This is a genomic window from Amycolatopsis heterodermiae (genome assembly GCF_034929455.1).
Taxonomy (GTDB): domain Bacteria; phylum Actinomycetota; class Actinomycetes; order Mycobacteriales; family Pseudonocardiaceae; genus Amycolatopsis; species Amycolatopsis heterodermiae.
The window spans coordinates 244,212-258,597 of record NZ_JAYFSI010000001.1 but is presented as its reverse complement, the minus strand read 5'-3'; the positions used below and the strand labels follow the sequence as shown (position 1 = coordinate 258,597).

The 14,386-nt window shown below is 72.4% G+C and carries 20 protein-coding genes; 13 read left to right on the top strand and 7 right to left on the bottom strand.

What is annotated here, in order from left to right; all coding sequences use genetic code 11:
* Window positions 1-145 precede the first annotated feature (145 nt).
* Window positions 146-766, top strand: a complete 621-nt coding sequence (locus VA596_RS01275; RefSeq protein WP_323325588.1) for a choice-of-anchor P family protein — start codon at window positions 146-148, stop codon at window positions 764-766.
* Here the strand turns inward: VA596_RS01275 and VA596_RS01270 are convergent, their stop codons facing one another.
* From VA596_RS01270 to VA596_RS01260, 3 genes are read right to left on the bottom strand one after another with little or no spacing between them, the layout of a single operon-like run.
* Window positions 767-1,411, bottom strand: a complete 645-nt coding sequence (locus tag VA596_RS01270; RefSeq protein WP_323322700.1) for a bifunctional 4-hydroxy-2-oxoglutarate aldolase/2-dehydro-3-deoxy-phosphogluconate aldolase — start codon at window positions 1,409-1,411, stop codon at window positions 767-769.
* Window positions 1,408-1,977 (bottom strand): isochorismatase family protein, encoded by a 570-nt coding sequence (locus VA596_RS01265; RefSeq protein WP_323322698.1) that lies wholly within the window; start codon window positions 1,975-1,977, stop codon window positions 1,408-1,410. The genes VA596_RS01270 and VA596_RS01265 overlap by 4 nt, the downstream gene beginning before the upstream one ends.
* 20 nt (window positions 1,978-1,997) lie before the next feature.
* A complete protein-coding gene (locus tag VA596_RS01260; RefSeq protein ID WP_323322696.1) occupies window positions 1,998-3,299 on the bottom strand; it encodes a nicotinate phosphoribosyltransferase in 1,302 nt (433 codons plus the stop codon).
* 74 nt (window positions 3,300-3,373) lie between these two features.
* On the opposite strand from VA596_RS01260, the gene clpS reads away from it, so the two are divergent.
* The 3 genes from clpS to VA596_RS01245 are packed head-to-tail and all read left to right on the top strand — an operon-like array spanning window position 3,374 to window position 5,204.
* Window positions 3,374-3,673 carry an ATP-dependent Clp protease adapter ClpS gene (gene clpS / locus VA596_RS01255; protein ID WP_103348337.1) on the top strand — a complete coding sequence of 100 codons (300 nt, stop codon included), beginning with the start codon at window positions 3,374-3,376 and terminating at the stop codon, window positions 3,671-3,673.
* Window positions 3,670-4,227, top strand: a complete 558-nt coding sequence (locus VA596_RS01250; RefSeq protein WP_323322694.1) for a DUF2017 domain-containing protein — start codon at window positions 3,670-3,672, stop codon at window positions 4,225-4,227. The genes clpS and VA596_RS01250 overlap by 4 nt, the downstream gene beginning before the upstream one ends.
* Complete coding sequence (locus VA596_RS01245; RefSeq protein WP_323322692.1) at window positions 4,224-5,204, top strand: P1 family peptidase; 981 nt, start codon at window positions 4,224-4,226, stop codon at window positions 5,202-5,204. The genes VA596_RS01250 and VA596_RS01245 overlap by 4 nt, the downstream gene beginning before the upstream one ends.
* On the opposite strand, the gene VA596_RS01240 is transcribed toward VA596_RS01245, so the two are convergent.
* Window positions 5,201-5,578, bottom strand: a complete 378-nt coding sequence (locus tag VA596_RS01240; RefSeq protein WP_323322690.1) for a hypothetical protein — start codon at window positions 5,576-5,578, stop codon at window positions 5,201-5,203. The two genes, VA596_RS01245 and VA596_RS01240, sit on opposite strands and share 4 nt — an antisense overlap.
* 71 nt (window positions 5,579-5,649) lie before the next feature.
* Between VA596_RS01240 and VA596_RS01235 the strand changes: the two genes are divergently transcribed.
* From VA596_RS01235 to VA596_RS01225, 3 genes are all read left to right on the top strand, one after another.
* On the top strand, window positions 5,650-6,057 hold the full coding sequence (locus tag VA596_RS01235; protein ID WP_323322688.1) for a M67 family metallopeptidase: 408 nt from the start codon (window positions 5,650-5,652) through the stop codon (window positions 6,055-6,057).
* 66 nt (window positions 6,058-6,123) lie between these two features.
* Window positions 6,124-6,396, top strand: a complete 273-nt coding sequence (locus tag VA596_RS01230) for a MoaD/ThiS family protein (RefSeq protein WP_323322686.1) — start codon at window positions 6,124-6,126, stop codon at window positions 6,394-6,396.
* Between the two features lie 3 nt (window positions 6,397-6,399).
* Window positions 6,400-7,350, top strand: coding sequence for a PLP-dependent cysteine synthase family protein (locus VA596_RS01225; RefSeq protein ID WP_323322684.1), 951 nt, complete (start codon window positions 6,400-6,402; stop codon window positions 7,348-7,350).
* A 1-nt stretch (window position 7,351) separates the two neighbouring features.
* On the opposite strand, the gene VA596_RS01220 is transcribed toward VA596_RS01225, so the two are convergent.
* Window positions 7,352-8,185 (bottom strand): MBL fold metallo-hydrolase, encoded by an 834-nt coding sequence (locus VA596_RS01220; RefSeq protein WP_323322682.1) that lies wholly within the window; start codon window positions 8,183-8,185, stop codon window positions 7,352-7,354.
* A 9-nt stretch (window positions 8,186-8,194) separates the two neighbouring features.
* Here VA596_RS01220 and VA596_RS01215 point away from each other — a divergent pair, with 9 nt between their 5' ends.
* Entirely contained in the window at window positions 8,195-8,902 is a 708-nt protein-coding gene (locus VA596_RS01215) for an aspartate/glutamate racemase family protein (RefSeq protein ID WP_323322680.1), read from the top strand.
* Here the strand turns inward: VA596_RS01215 and VA596_RS01210 are convergent.
* Window positions 8,869-9,708 carry an arylamine N-acetyltransferase family protein gene (locus tag VA596_RS01210; RefSeq protein WP_323322678.1) on the bottom strand — a complete coding sequence of 280 codons (840 nt, stop codon included), beginning with the start codon at window positions 9,706-9,708 and terminating at the stop codon, window positions 8,869-8,871. The genes VA596_RS01215 and VA596_RS01210 overlap by 34 nt on opposite strands.
* 420 nt (window positions 9,709-10,128) lie before the next feature.
* Here VA596_RS01210 and VA596_RS01205 point away from each other — a divergent pair, with 420 nt between their 5' ends.
* Genes VA596_RS01205 through rdgB form a run of 5 tightly spaced genes read left to right on the top strand, consistent with a single transcriptional unit; the run spans window position 10,129 to window position 13,786 of the window.
* On the top strand, window positions 10,129-10,779 hold the full coding sequence (locus VA596_RS01205) for a rhomboid family intramembrane serine protease (RefSeq protein ID WP_323322676.1): 651 nt from the start codon (window positions 10,129-10,131) through the stop codon (window positions 10,777-10,779).
* Window positions 10,776-11,582, top strand: coding sequence for a glutamate racemase (gene murI, locus VA596_RS01200; protein WP_323322675.1), 807 nt, complete (start codon window positions 10,776-10,778; stop codon window positions 11,580-11,582). The genes VA596_RS01205 and murI overlap by 4 nt, the downstream gene beginning before the upstream one ends.
* Before the next feature lie 29 nt (window positions 11,583-11,611).
* A complete protein-coding gene (locus VA596_RS01195) occupies window positions 11,612-12,379 on the top strand; it encodes an MBL fold metallo-hydrolase (protein WP_323322673.1) in 768 nt (255 codons plus the stop codon).
* A 25-nt stretch (window positions 12,380-12,404) separates the two neighbouring features.
* Window positions 12,405-13,181, top strand: coding sequence for a ribonuclease PH (gene rph / locus VA596_RS01190; protein WP_323322671.1), 777 nt, complete (start codon window positions 12,405-12,407; stop codon window positions 13,179-13,181).
* Complete coding sequence (rdgB, locus tag VA596_RS01185; RefSeq protein ID WP_323322669.1) at window positions 13,178-13,786, top strand: RdgB/HAM1 family non-canonical purine NTP pyrophosphatase; 609 nt, start codon at window positions 13,178-13,180, stop codon at window positions 13,784-13,786. Before rph ends, rdgB begins: the two co-directional genes overlap by 4 nt.
* Before the next feature lie 8 nt (window positions 13,787-13,794).
* Here rdgB and VA596_RS01180 read toward each other — a convergent pair whose 3' ends face one another.
* Window positions 13,795-14,349, bottom strand: a complete 555-nt coding sequence (locus VA596_RS01180) for a hypothetical protein (protein WP_323322667.1) — start codon at window positions 14,347-14,349, stop codon at window positions 13,795-13,797.
* Window positions 14,350-14,386 lie beyond the last annotated feature (37 nt).

The following is a 14,386-nucleotide window of genomic DNA, read 5'->3' as shown; positions in this document are numbered from 1 at the left end:
GAGTTGCGTTCCTCACCGGCCACTCGTCCGGGTGGACCCGCTCGGACGGCCGTGCGCGCCCGCCGATCGGCGAAGAGGCTGACTGCGAACCGTCACGGAACGAGGAGGCCGTTGCATGCGAAACGCCGGGAAAAGGACGATCCGGTTGCTGGCCGTGACGGCGTTGGCCGGCCCGCTCCTGGTCGCGGCGGCGCCCGTGACGTCCACCGGCTGGGCGGCGGCCGGCTCGCTCGACGTCATGCTCGACAACGAGCACGTCGTCACCGGTGACCTGGCCAAGTGCACCGCCGACGGCCCGGCGAGCGCCCGGACCGAGGGCGGCACGACGGGGGACATCGCGACGTTCGGGACCGGCGAGTCCGGCTGCGGCCGCTCGGGTGACGTGGCCATCGCGCAGGCGTCCGGGCACCGCTTCGAAGCGTCGGTCCTCAAGCGCTACGGCGGCCCGGTGATCACCGTCCGGACGTTCTCGGCGAAGTGCGCGACGTCGGCCACCGGCAGCGGCGGCGAGGTGTCGATCGGCGCCGTCACCGGCATCACCGTGCCCGCCGAGATCCCGCCGAACGACCGGATCGTCATCCCCGGCGGCCCGGCGGGCACCGCGCTGGCCACGGTGATCCTCAACGAGACGGTGACGCCCCAGCCGCCGGACGGCAGCCTGGTGACGCACGCGCTGCACATCGTGCTGTTCCCGCAGGGCGGCCCGGCGAGCGGCGACATCTACCTGGGCACGGCCGCCTGCGACCCGTTCGGCAAGAAGAAGTAGCTACGCGGTCTTGAAGCGGCTCGCGGCCGAGACGAACTCGCCCGCTCGCGTCGCCAGGTCCGGGAGGCTGCCGGCCGGCGTCAGGGCGTCGCCCAGCAGCGGGGTCGCCGCGGCGACCGCGATCGCGCCCGAGCGCAGGTAGCTCTCGACGTCGGCCAGGTGGACGCCGCCGGTCGGCACCAGCGGCACGTCCGGCAGCGGGGCGCGGACCGCGCGCAGGTAGGCGACCCCGCCGATGGCGGCGACCGGGAACACCTTCACCGCGGCCGCGCCGAGGCGCCAGGCCTGGTCGATCTCCGTCGGCGTCAGCGCGCCGCAGATCACCGGGACACCGAGGGCGTCCGCGCGCTCCAGCACCGCCGGGTTGACCGTCGGCGTGACCAGGTAGCGCGCGCCCGCGTCGACCGCGATGTCCACATCGGACGCCTCACGGACGCTGCCCGCACCGACCAGCGCGTCTTCACCCAGCGCCAGGCGCAGCGCGTTGATCGCCGCGGGCGCGCCCGGCGTCGTCAGGGTGGCTTCGAGCAGGCGGATCCCCGCCGCGTGCAGGACGACGCCCGCGTCGGCGAAGCGTGAGGCGTCCGCCGAACGCAGGATCGCGACGAGCCGGTGTTCCGCCAATGCGGCCTTCAGGTCCTTCATCCGACGTGCGCCTCACCCGTGTGCGTGACCCCGGCCTCGTCGAAGTCGCGCAGCGCGGCGTCCACCGAAGCCCGGGCGATCCCGGCCGTGTGGTCGAGCAGCACGCGGACGCCGAACCCGGCCCGCGCCGCGTCCAGGGCCGTCGCGCGCACGCAGTAGTCGGTGGCGATGCCGACGACGTCAACGTCGGTCACGTCGTGCTCGCGCAGCCAGGCCTCCAGGGACTTCCCGTCCCCGGACGCGCCCTCGAAGCCGGAGTAGGCCGCGCTGTACTCGCCCTTCGAGAACACCGCGCCGATCGGGACGACGTCGAGCGCGGGGTGGAAGGACGCGCCGGGCGTGCCCGCCACGCAGTGCGGCGGCCAGCTCTCGACGAAGTCGGGCGTCTCGCTGAAGTGGTCGCCCGGGTCGACGTGGTAGTCGCGGGTGGCCACGACGTGCGAGTAGCCGCCGGTCGCGGACAGCGCGGAGATCGTCTCCGCGGCCGCGGCGCCGCCGGCGACGGCGAGCGAGCCGCCTTCGCAGAAGTCGTTCTGCACGTCCACCACGATCAGCGCGGTTGCCATGGTGACCTCCGGTCGTCCGGTCAGAGGAAGAGGGTCGGGATCGCCGGGTCGCCGTGCGAGAGCTTCAGGCCCTCCCACGGCAGGCTGACCAGGCCGCGGCGCAGCCGCTGCCGCGCGTCGTCGAGCGTAGGCAGATCCGGCTCGACCCGGCCAGCACGGATCAGCGGCAGCTGCAGCGGCCGGTCGTTCGGCTCCGGCTCGGGCGCGGCCCCCGACGTCGTCCAGACGACCTCTTCGACCGCCGTGCCGGTGCCGCGGTGGCGCCGCAGCGCGGACTTGCGCCCGCCGCGGGACTCCTTGTGCGCGCTGCGCTTGGCGACCGGCTTGCCGTCGACCTCGACCAGCTTGTAGACCATGCCCGCGGTCGGCGCGCCGGACCCGGTGACCACCGAGGTGCCGACGCCGTACGCGTCCACCGGCTCGGCGCGCAGCGCGGCGATGGCGTGCTCGTCGAGGTCGCCGGAGACGACGATCCGGGTGTCCTTGGCGCCGAGGGAGTCCAGCTGCTCGCGGGCGCGGCGGGCGAGCGGGCCGACGTCGCCGGAGTCGATCCGGATCGCGCCGAGCTCGGGGCCGGCGACGCGGACGGCGGTCTCGATGCCGGCGGTGATGTCGTAGGTGTCGACCAGCAGGGTCGTGTCCGGGCCCATCTTGTCGACCTGGGACCGGAAGGCCTCCTCTTCGCTGTCGTGCAGCAGCGTGAAGGCGTGCGCGACGGTGCCGCGGGTCGGGATGCTGTAGCGGCGGCCGGCCTCGAGGTTGGACGTCGTCGCGAAGCCGGCCAGGTAGGCGGCGCGCGCGGCCGCGACGGCGGCCCACTCGTGCGTGCGGCGCCCGCCCATCTCGATGATCGGGCGGCCGTGCGCGGCGCCGGACATCCGGGCCGCGGCCGAGGCGATCGCGCTGTCGTGGTTGAGGATCGACAGGACCAGCGTCTCCAGCAGCACGCACTCGGCGAACGAGCCGCTGGCGGTCAGGATCGGAGAGCCGGGGAAGTACAGCTCGCCCTCGGCGTACCCGTCGATGTCGCCGGAGAACTCGTAGTCGGCGAGCCAGGCCAGCGTCGTGTCGTCGACCACCGCGGTGGCCTCGAGCTGCGCCAGCTCGGCGTCGGTGAAGCGGAAGTCCGCGATCGCGTCGAGCACCCGGGCGGTGCCCGCGACGACGCCGTAGCGGCGGCCGTCCGGTAACCGCCGGGCGAACACCTCGAACACACATGGACGCTCGGCCGTCCCGTCGGCCAGCGCGCTGCCCAGCATGGTCAGCTCGTAGTGGTCGGTGAGCAGCGCGGTGCTGGCCGTGGCCGGCTCGGGTGAACCCATGCCGCCACCCTATTCACCCACATGGCCGGACCTGGCGCGGCGTACCCTCGCGCCCCCGTGACACCATGGGGTGCATGTCCACGCCTGTCGCATCCGAGCAGACGCAGGTCGAGCCGGCCGGTGCCGAGGTCGCCGAGTCGGACACACCGTGGCGGACCGTGGTGTGGAACGACCCCGTCAACCTGATGTCGTACGTGACGTACGTCTTCCAGAAGCTGTTCGGGTACAGCCGTGACCACGCCACCAAGCTGATGCTGGACGTGCACCACAAGGGCAAGGCGATCGTGTCGTCGGGCAGCAAGGAAAAGGTGGAGGTGGACGTGGCGAAACTCCACGCGGCGGGCCTCTGGGCCACCATGGAGCAGCCCTCGTGAACGGTTGGCGACGCAAGGGCGCGGTCATCCACGCCGGCTTCGAGCAGCAGGAAGCGGCGGTGCTGCGCGGCCTGGTCAGCCAGCTCGAGGACATGCTCACCGCGCGCGCCGAGGAGGCGCCGCAGGACGAGCTCGCCGAGCTGACCGGCATCCGCACCGGCCCGACCGAGTCGCCGGACGACCCGGTGCTCTCGCGGCTGCTGCCCGACTTCCACCGGCTCGACCCGGACAACCCGACCCGTGAAGACCTCGACTCGGCCTCGGCGATGCGCTCGCTGCACGAGCCGGAGCTGCTGGACATCAAGGTCGGCGTGGCCAAGATCGTGCTCGACACGCTGCCCCGCGACGGCGGCAACGTCCGGTTGACCGAGGAGCAGGCCGACGCCTGGCTGGGCGCGCTCAACGACGTCCGGCTGGCGCTGGGCACCGCCCTCGACGTCACCGAGGACATGCCCGACGAGCTGCCCGAGGACGACCCGCGTGCGCCGCACCTCGGCGTCTACCACTGGCTGACCTGGGTGCAGGAGACGCTGATCCAGGCGCTGACCGGATGATCACCGACGTTCCCGGCGTCCTGGTCGGGCACCACGAACGGCTCGGGGACGGCTGGGCGACCGGGACGACGGTGGTGCTCGTCCCGGACGGCGCGGTCGGTGCCGTCGACCAGCGCGGCGGCGCGCCCGGCACCCGCGAGACGAACCTGCTGGAGCCGGAGAACCTGGTCCAGCGCGTGAACGCGGTCTGCCTCTCCGGAGGCAGCGCGTACGGGCTGGCCGCGGCCGACGGCGTCATGCGGTGGCTCGGCGAGCGGAACCTCGGCTTCCCGGTGGGCGCGCAGCCGCACGAGGTCGTGCCGATCGTGCCCGCGGCGGTGCTGTTCGATCTGCCGCGCGGCGACTGGGGCAACCGGCCCGACGCGTCCTTCGGCTACGCGGCCTGCGAGGCGGCTTCGGACTCGTTCGCGCAGGGGACGGTCGGTGCGGGCGCCGGTGCGGCCGTGGGGTCGTTGAAGGGCGGGATCGGCTCCGCGAGCGAGGTCGTGGGCGAGTTCACGGTCGGGGCGCTGGCGGCGGTCAACGCGGCGGGCGAGGCCGTCGACCTCACGACGGGCCGGGCGTACGCGGCCGACCACGGCGACTTCGGCGTCACGTGGCCTTCGCGGCCCGCCGACCTGCCGTCCCGGCGGACGGACCTGAACACGACGATCGGCGTCGTCGCGGTCGACGCGGCGTTGTCCAAGGCCGAGGCGCGGCGGCTCGCGGTCGCGGCCCAGGACGGGCTGGCCCGCGCGGTCCGCCCGGCCCACACGATGTTCGACGGCGACACGGTGTTCGCGCTGGCCACGGGCGCGCGGGAGCTGCCGGAGGCCAGCGGCCCGTTCGGTGCAGCGGTGCGCGCGGGGGCGCTGGACGCGCTGTGCTCGGCGGCGGCGCGGGTGTTCGCCAGAGCGATGGTGCACGGCCTGCTGGCCGCGACCACGGCCGGCGGGGTCCCGGCTTACCGCGAGGTCTGGCCCGAGGCGTTCGGCTAGAGGTCCGGGAGCGGGTCTTCGGGGCCGTCGTGGGTGGCTTCGAGGTTGGCGGCCCGGACGGCGCTTACGTACTCCTCGTCGATCTCCAGGTGCAGGCCCGCGACGGTGAGCACCGGGCCGAGCGACGGGTGGACCTCGACCGGGCCGATCTCGGTGTGCCGGGGCAGCCGGTCGTAGACGGTCTTCGGCGTGTAGCGCCGGAAGCGGCCGCCGTAGAGCACCGTGATGCCGTGGTCGGTGACCACGACGAAGAACGCGGCCCGGGTGCGGACGCCGTTGACGTACAGCGAGATGCCCGGGATCAGGTACTGGATCCGCTCGCCCTTCTCGAGGAACTCGCGGCACCGTTCTCGGGCTTTCGAGGACATCGGCATGCCCTGATTGTCCTGGTGAGCGCAATATCTCAGAGTCTGGACAGCTTGTGTCCACCACCTAAGATGGCGGTGTGCTCCGGATCCGCCGTGAACTCGTCGACGAGATCGTCGCCCACGCCCGCCGTGACCACCCCGACGAGGCGTGCGGGGTGATCGCCGGGCCGGAGGGCTCGGATTCCCCCGAACGGTTCATCCCGATGCTCAACGCGGCGCGGTCGCCGACGTTCTACGAGTTCGACTCGGGTGACCTGCTGAAGCTCTACCGCGAGATGGACGCCAAGGACGAAGAGCCGGTGGTCATCTACCACTCGCACACCGCCACCGAGGCGTACCCGTCGCGGACCGACGCGTCGATCGCGGCCGAGCCCGGCGCGCACTACGTGCTCGTGTCGACGCGGGACCCCGAAGTGCACGAGTTCCGGTCGTACCGGATCGTGGACGCCGAGATCACCGAGGAGCCGGTCGAGATCGTCGGCTGAGCCCGCTCGGAACAAACCGCGCGCCGCAGGCGTCTGCGTGTAGGAACCCACCGGAGGTAAGAACCCATGGCCGTGACCGTCTCCATCCCGACGATCCTGCGCACCCACACCGGCGGCGAGAAGTCCGTCGAGGCGAAGGGCGCGACCGTGCTCGAGGTCATCGACGACGTCGAGGCCCGGCACGCCGGCCTCAAGGCGCGCCTGGTGAAGGAGGAGAAGCTGCACCGCTTCATCAACGTCTACGTCAACGACGAGGACGTGCGCTTCGCCGGCGGCCTCGAGGCCGAGGTCAAGGACGGCGACACCCTGACCATCCTCCCCGCCGTGGCCGGTGGCTGATCGATGGCTCGCTTCGAGTCCCTGCTCGACGCGCTCGGCGGCACCCCGCTGGTCGGGCTGCCCCGGCTCTCGCCGACGCACGACGTGCGCCTCTGGGCGAAGCTGGAGGACCGCAACCCGACCGGCTCGATCAAGGACCGCCCCGCGCTGGCCATGATCGAAGCCGCCGAGCGCGAGGGCAAGCTGCGGCGCGGCTCCACGATCCTGGAGCCGACGTCCGGCAACACCGGCATTTCGTTGGCCATGGCCGCCAAGCTCAAGGGCTACGGGCTGGTCTGCGTGATGCCGGAGAACACCTCGACCGAGCGCAAGCAGCTGCTGCAGGCCTACGGCGCGCGGATCGTGTTCTCCCCGGCTGCGGGTGGCTCGAACGAGGCCGTCCGGCGGGCGAAGGAGCTGTCCGCGGCGAACCCCGAATGGGTGATGCTGTACCAGTACGGCAACCCGGCCAACGCCGACGCGCACTACCGCGGCACCGGCCCCGAGCTGCTCAAGGACCTGCCGACGCTGACGCACTTCGTCGGCGGCCTCGGCACGACCGGCACGCTCGTCGGCTGCGGGCGCTACCTGCACGAGGCGAAGCCGGACGTCCAGATCATCGCGGCCGAACCGCGCTACGGCGAGCTGGTGTACGGCCTGCGCAACCTCGACGAGGGGTTCGTCCCGGAGCTGTACGACCCCAGCGTGCTCAACGGCCGCTACTCGGTCGGCGCGTACGACGCGCTGCGCCGGACGCGGGAGCTGCTGGAGCACGAAGGCATCTTCGCGGGCATCTCGACGGGCGCGGTGCTGCACGCGGCATTGGCCGTCGCGGAGAAGGCCGTGGCCGCGGGCAAGCTGGCCGACGTGGCTTTCGTCGTCGCCGACGCGGGGTGGAAGTACCTGTCGACGGGGGCGTACGCGGGCTCGCTGGACGAGGCCGCCGAGCGGCTCGACGGGCAGCTCTGGGCCTGACCTACTCGGTCTTCCAGAGCTCGGGCAGGGCCAGGTCGACGTCGTCTTCGGCGGCCAGGCGCTGGAACGTGCCCATCGTCGTGTCCAGGTCGTCGAACAGCTTCGGGAGCAGCTTCAACGGCTTGGACAGCGGGCGCCAGAACGCGTCCCAGTGCACCGGGCGGACGATCTTCGGCCCGAGCGCGCCGACCGTCTCGCGCCAGTACTCCTCCCGCCACGCCTCGGACTGCTTCCCGGCGGCTCCGGCGCCCAGGTAGACGACGTCGGCGGAGTACCCGGCCATCGCCCCCGGGACGAAGTTCGCCGACGGGTGGACCAGGACGTTCCCCGCGGGGTGCGCGACGTGGAACGAGTAGCAGCGGCCGGTCTTGAACGCGCTCGCCTTCGCCGGCACCCGGACGGGTCCGGTGATCTCGCCCGGCACCCGGTCGCCGTCGCTGTGGCGGGCGTCGACGCCGGTCACCGTGAACTCGCCGAAGCGCACCGGCTCGCCCGGAACCAGCTCGTGGAACGGTTCGGCGGTGAGGTCGTAGCCCTCCTGGACCCGGCGCGTCGACGGCGAGCCGCAGAGCGTGGCGCCGGTCAGCTGGGCGACGACCGGCGCGTCCAGGACGTGGTCCACATGGGAGTGCGACACCAGGACCGCGTCCAGCTTCGTGACTCCGAGCTTCCGCAGGCACTCGTCGATCCGGCTCCGGGACGGTGAGACCCGGGTGGCCAGCTTCAGCAGCGACGGCCGCGAGAAGAAGCCGTCGACGAGGATCGCCGTGGTGCCGTCGGTGATCAGGACGTTGGACACCCCGGCGAACGTGGTGCGGATCTTCCTTTCGGGCATGCTGACAGCATGAAGGTCATCGGGCTGCTGGGCGGGATGAGCTGGGAATCGTCGAGTGAGTACTACCGCTTGGTAAACGAACGGGTGAAAGCGCTTCTCGGGGGCTTCCACTCCGCGCGCACCGTGCTGTATTCGGTGGACTTCGCCGCGATCGAAGCGATGCAGGCCGAGGGCCGCTGGGACGACGCGGGCGCGGAGCTGAACCGCGCCGCCCGCGCGCTGGAGGCCGCCGGTGCCGACTTCGTCGTGCTCTGCACGAACACCATGCACAAGGTTGCCGAGCAGCTGACCGACGGCCTGGGCATCCCGCTGCTGCACCTCGCCGACGCGACGGCGGCTGCCGTCACGGCCGCCGGGATCCGCCGGGTCGGGCTGCTCGGGACCGGGTTCACCATGAGCCAGCCGTTCTACCGTGACCGGCTCGCCGCGCACGGCCTCGACGTGCTCGTGCCGGACGACGGCGACCGCGACCTGGTGCACCGGGTCATCTACGACGAGCTGGTGCTCGGCGTCGTGAAGCCGGAGTCGCGCGAGGCCTACCGGGGCGTGATCGCACGGCTCGTCGAGGCCGGGGCCGAAGGCGTGATCTACGGGTGCACCGAGATCGAGCTGCTGGTGGGTCCCGAGGACAGCGCGGTGCCGACGTTCCCGACCACCCGGCTGCACGCCGAGGCCGCGGTCGACTACGCGCTCGGCAAGGCCCCGCTGCCCGCGTGAGCCTCGTGCTGGGCGACGGCCTTGCGCCACAGCAGGTCGCGCTCGTCGGTGGTGAACAGCGCCGACGGGATGCCGAAGACGTCACCCACCGCCGTCCACCAGGCTTCGGGTGACTCGAGCACCTCCTTGACGCCGTGGGTGTCCAGCGTCAGCGCCCGCAGGGTGTCGACGCCCGCCGCGTCCCGGCGCAGCAGCGCGCAGACGCGCACGAACCCGGACTCCGGCGCCGTCGACAGCCATGCGTGCTTCTCGGCGAAGTCCGCCATCTCGGCCGGGCCCGGCGCGAAGTCGAAGCCGACGAAGCTGCCCGACGGGTCGTGGTCGAACCGCCAGCCACCCGGCGCCACCTCCGACGGCCGCAGCCGGTAGGTGTGCGGACCTTGGGTGTACGTGCCCTCCCGCAGGGGGAGCGGCTCGTGGATGCCGTCACCCAGCCCGGCGTCGACCAGCCACGACGCCGACGGGTCGTCCGGCAGGCCCGTGACGGTCAGCGCCAGGTGGTTGCGGCTCACGTTCGGCTCGCCGCCCGCGCCCTGCACCCCGCCCAGGTGCCGGGTGACGGCGTAACCGAGGGCTTGCAGCAGCGCCGAAAAGGCGCCGTTGAGGTGGTAGCAGTACCCGCCGCGGCCCCGCAGGATCCGCGCCAGCGACGCCGTCGGCTCCAGCGAGGTCGGCCGCCCGAGCTGCACCTCCAGCGCTTCGTACGGCACGCGCTCGACGTGCGCCGCGTGCAGCCGCCCCAGCGCGGCGAGGCTCGGCGGCTCCGCCTCGAGGCCGAGCCGCTGCAGGTATCCGGTGACGTCCATGGCCCGAACGCTAGCGGCGGGCACTGACAAAACCCTCGTGGCCGCCTCGGGCGGTGGCCCAGCTCGCCGACGATCCTGCTTTGCCGGTGCCCGCCACTCGTGTCCACGCGGCTGCGGGAGTCGCGGGCGGCGCGGCACCCTCATGGCGGCCTCGGCAGCGGCAGGTGACCGGCTCGACGGGAGATCCGGTGCTGCTGTGCCGGACCGCCCGAGCACGGGCGTCGGGCACCGGCAGAACCCCGGACCTGCGGCGAGTCGGCCAGCTGTCGCCGCGCGAGGCCGCCACCGCGGTGCTGCTGTGCCGGGCCGCCCGTCGACAACCGCAGCCGCGTGAACACGAGCGCCGGGCACCGGCAAAATCCCCGGATCAGGGATTTCACCCGAGGCGGACCCGCCGTACCCGGACGTAGCCTCGAGGACGTGAGCACTCTGCCTGTGATCCCGGACCCGGAAACCGACGCCCGCAAGCGCGTGCTGCCGCCCAAGCCGAAGGCGGTCGCGCTCGTCGCGTTGTCCTTCACCCTGCTGCTCTACCTGGTCGAGCTGGCCGACGTGATCCTGCCCGGCGACCTGACCCAGGGCGGCATCCACTCGCGCGAGCTGTCCGGCCTGGACGGCGTGCTCTTCGCGCCCGTGCTGCACGCCGGCTGGTCGCACCTGTTCGCCAACACCGTGCCGGTGCTGCTGTTCTCCTTCCTCGCGATGGCCGCGGGGATCGGCCGGTTCGCGCTGGTCACGGCCATCATCTGGCTCGTGTCCGGGCTCGGCGTGTGGCTGATCGGGCCGGCGAACGCGGTGACCGTCGGCGCGTCCGGGCTGGCCTTCGGCTGGCTCGCCTACCTGCTGGTCCGCGGCATCTTCAACCGCGCGGCCGGGCAGATCCTGGTCGCCGTGGTGCTGCTGGGCATCTGGAGCGGGATGCTGCTGGGCCTGCTGCCGGGCAACACCGGCGTCTCCTGGCAGGGGCACGTCTTCGGCGCGCTGGCCGGAGTCCTGGCGGCCTGGCTGACCGGCCGCACGGGGAAGTCGCGCAAACCCGCTCCCGCGGCCACGGGTAACCTCGGGGTGTGACCCTGCCGCTCGCTGATGCCCCGATCGGTGTGTTCGATTCCGGCGTCGGCGGGCTGACGGTCGCGCGGGCGATCCTCGAGCAGTTGCCCGCCGAGCAGCTCCGCTACGTCGGCGACACGGCGCACAACCCGTACGGCCCGCTCCCGATCGCCACCGCCCGCAGCTACGCGCTCGCGGCGCTCGACGAGATCGTCGAGAGCGGCGTGAAGGCTCTGGTGATCGCCTGCAACACGGCGTCCGCGGCCTGCCTGCGCGACGCTCGTGAGCGCTACGACGTCCCGGTGATCGAGGTCGTCCTGCCGGCCGCGCGCCGCGCCGTCGTCGCGACGCACACCGGGCGGGTCGGCGTGATCGGCACCGAGGGCACCGTCCGCTCGCGGGCCTACGAGGACGCCTTCGCCGCGGCACCGGGCATCTCGCTCACCAGCGTCGCCTGCCCGCGGTTCGTGGACTTCGTCGAGCGCGGGATCACGTCGGGGCGGCAGGTGCTCGGGCTCGCCCAGGGGTACCTGCAGCCGCTGCTGGACGCCGAGGTCGACACGGTCGTGCTCGGCTGCACGCACTACCCGCTGCTGCAGGGGGTGCTGCAGATCGTCATGGGCCAGGAGGTCACCCTGGTGAGCAGCGCCGACGAGACCGCGAAGGACGTCGTCCGCGTGCTGACCGAGCGGGACCTGCTGACGACCAGGGAAACCCCGCCGCGGCACGAGTTCCTCGCCACCGGCTCGGCCGAGCCGTTCACCCGGCTCGCCCAGCGCTTCATGGGCTTCGCGCCGGGTGTCCTCGCTCCCACCACCGCGTGATCACGCCTTCGGGCGCTTAGGGTGGCGAAGTGCGACTGACCATCCTCGGGTGCTCCGGCAGCATCCCCGGGCCGAACGCCGCCGCGTCCGGTTACCTGGTCGAGGCCGAGGGCTTCCTGCTCGGCCTCGAACTGGGCAACGGCACGCTGGCTCAACTGCAGGCCGTGGCCGACCCGTTCGACCTCGACGCGCTCGTGCTCACCCACCTGCATCCCGATCACTGCGCCGACGTCAGCGCACTCACCGTCCTGCGCCGCTATCACCCGGCGCCGCCGTACCCGGCCCGCCCGCGGCTGCTGCCGCTGTACGGGCCCGCCGACGCGCACGTCCGGCTCGCGAACGCGTACGCGCCCAACGAGTCGGAACGGGCCGACACGGACCTCTCCGACGTCTACGCCTTCCACCCGCTGCGGCCCGAGCCGTTCCGGATCGGGCCGTTCGAGGTGGTCGCGGTCGAGGTCGACCACCCGACCCCGGCGTTCGGCCTGCGCGTCTCCTACGGCGGCCGGATCCTCGCCTTCACCGGCGACACCGGCCCGTGCCGGGCGCTGAACGAGCTCGCCGACGGCGTCGACCTGCTGCTCGCCGAGGCGTCCTGGACGGATTCGGCGGAGCGCCCGGCCGGCGTGCACCTGTCCGGCAAACAGGCGGGTGAGCTGGCGCGCGACGCCGGTGTCGGTCGGCTGCTGCTGACGCACATCGCGCCGTGGACCGACCCGGGAGCGGTGCTGGCCGAGGCCGCGGCCGAGTTCCCCGCGGCCGAGGTCGTCAAGCAGGGTGCCGTCTACGACGTCTGAGCGGCGCGGTCCTAGAGTGCTCTTCGTGGCTCGAAAAGATGGCAGGAACGACGACCAGCTCCGCGACATCAAGATCACCCGGGGGTTCCAGCAGTGGCCGGCGGGGTCCGTGCTGATCGAATTCGGCAACACACGGGTCCTGTGCGCCGCGAGCGTCACCGAAGGCGTGCCGCGCTGGCGGGCCGGCTCCGGCCTCGGCTGGGTGACGGCCGAGTACGCGATGCTGCCGTCCGCGACGAACACGCGTGGTGACCGCGAATCGGTCAAGGGCCGCATCGGCGGCCGCACGCACGAGATCTCGCGGCTGATCGGCCGCTCGCTGCGGGCCTGCATCGACCTGGCCGCGCTGGGCGAGAACACGATCGTCATCGACTGCGACGTCATCCAGGCCGACGGCGGCACCCGCACGGCCGCGGTGACCGGCGGTTACGTCGCGCTCGCGGACGCCATCACCTGGCTGGCCGCGGCGAACCGGCTCAACGACCCGCAGCCGCTGTCGTCTTCGGTGGCCGCGGTGAGCGTCGGCGTCGTCGACGGCCGGGTGCGCCTCGACCTGCCGTACGAGGAGGACTCGCGCGCCGAGGTCGACATGAACGTGGTCGCGACCGACGCCGGCACCCTGATCGAGGTCCAGGGCACCGGCGAGGGCGCCACCTTCGCGCGGTCCACTTTGGACAAGATGCTCGACCTGGCCCAGGCCGGCTGCGAGGAGCTGACCCGCCTGCAGAACGAGGCGCTGGCGCTGCCGTACCCGGGCGAGCTGCCGGAGCCGCGTCCGGACAAGAAGAAGGGCTCGAAGTGACGAAGCTGCTTCTGGCCACTCGCAACGCGAAGAAGCTCGGCGAGCTTCGCCGGATCCTGCTGGCCGAGGGAATCTCGGGCATCGAGGTCCTGGGTCTGGAGGACGTCCCCTCGTTTCCCGAAGCGCCCGAGACCGCGCCGGACTTCGAGGGCAACGCAGTGGCGAAGGCCCGTGACGCGGTGGCGGCGTGCGGTCTGCCCGCGATCGCGGACGACTCGGGCATCGCGGTGGACGCGCTGAACGGCATGCCGGGCGTGCTGTCGGCCCGCTGGTCCGGCGGCCACGGTGACGACGACGCCAACCTGAACTTGGTGCTGGCCCAGCTGAACGACGTCCCGGACGAGCGCCGCGGCGCCCAGTTCGTCTGCGCGGCGGCTCTGGTGCTGACGTCCGGCGAGGAGACGGTGGTCCGCGGCGAGTGGCGCGGAACGCTGGAGCGCGCCCGCCGGGGCACGAACGGCTTCGGCTACGACCCGATCTTCCGCCCGGACGGCGAGACCCGGACCTCGGCGGAGATGGAGCCGTCCGAAAAGGACGCCGTCTCGCACCGGGGGCGGGCACTGCGGGCGCTTCTCCCGGTGTTGCGGGAACTCGCCGGAAGCTAGTCGTCGAGTCACTTGTCGCTCGGGCCGAGGATCGCGACTTCGCAGTCGTGTTCGATCTTGTCCGCGTTGGGCGGCTGGGTGTCGCTTCCGTACGTCCACGGGGACTCGTCGTTGTCCGGGGTCTCCACCACGTGCATGCCCTGGTCGTTCATGCACTGCACCCACTTGTGCATGTTGTCCTGGTAGGCCGGGTTCTCGCGGTCCATGCCCCACGGCAGCAGCGGCAGCTTCGACCGGCACGCGTCGCCCGCGGCCTTGTGGTCCGCGCTCCACTTCTCCGCGCCTTCGATGCTGTTCGGCTGGGTGTCGACGTCCGCGTCGTGGTCCTTCATGCACGTGCGCCACGGCTCGATGAGCCGCTGGGACTCCTCCGCCGTCTCGTCGACGCGGTGGCGGGGGCGGCCGCCGTCCGCGTCCGCCGACGGCGGGGCGGAAGTCCCGGAAGTCGCCGACGCAGACGCGGGTGTCGAGAGCGAAGCCACCTGGGGAGCCGCGGGCGGCGGGGACGAGCACGCGGCCACGCCGAAGGCCAGCACCGAGAGCACAACCAACCGAAGTGCCATGGGACGAGCATGACCGGCGCTTTTCAGGAACTCGTCA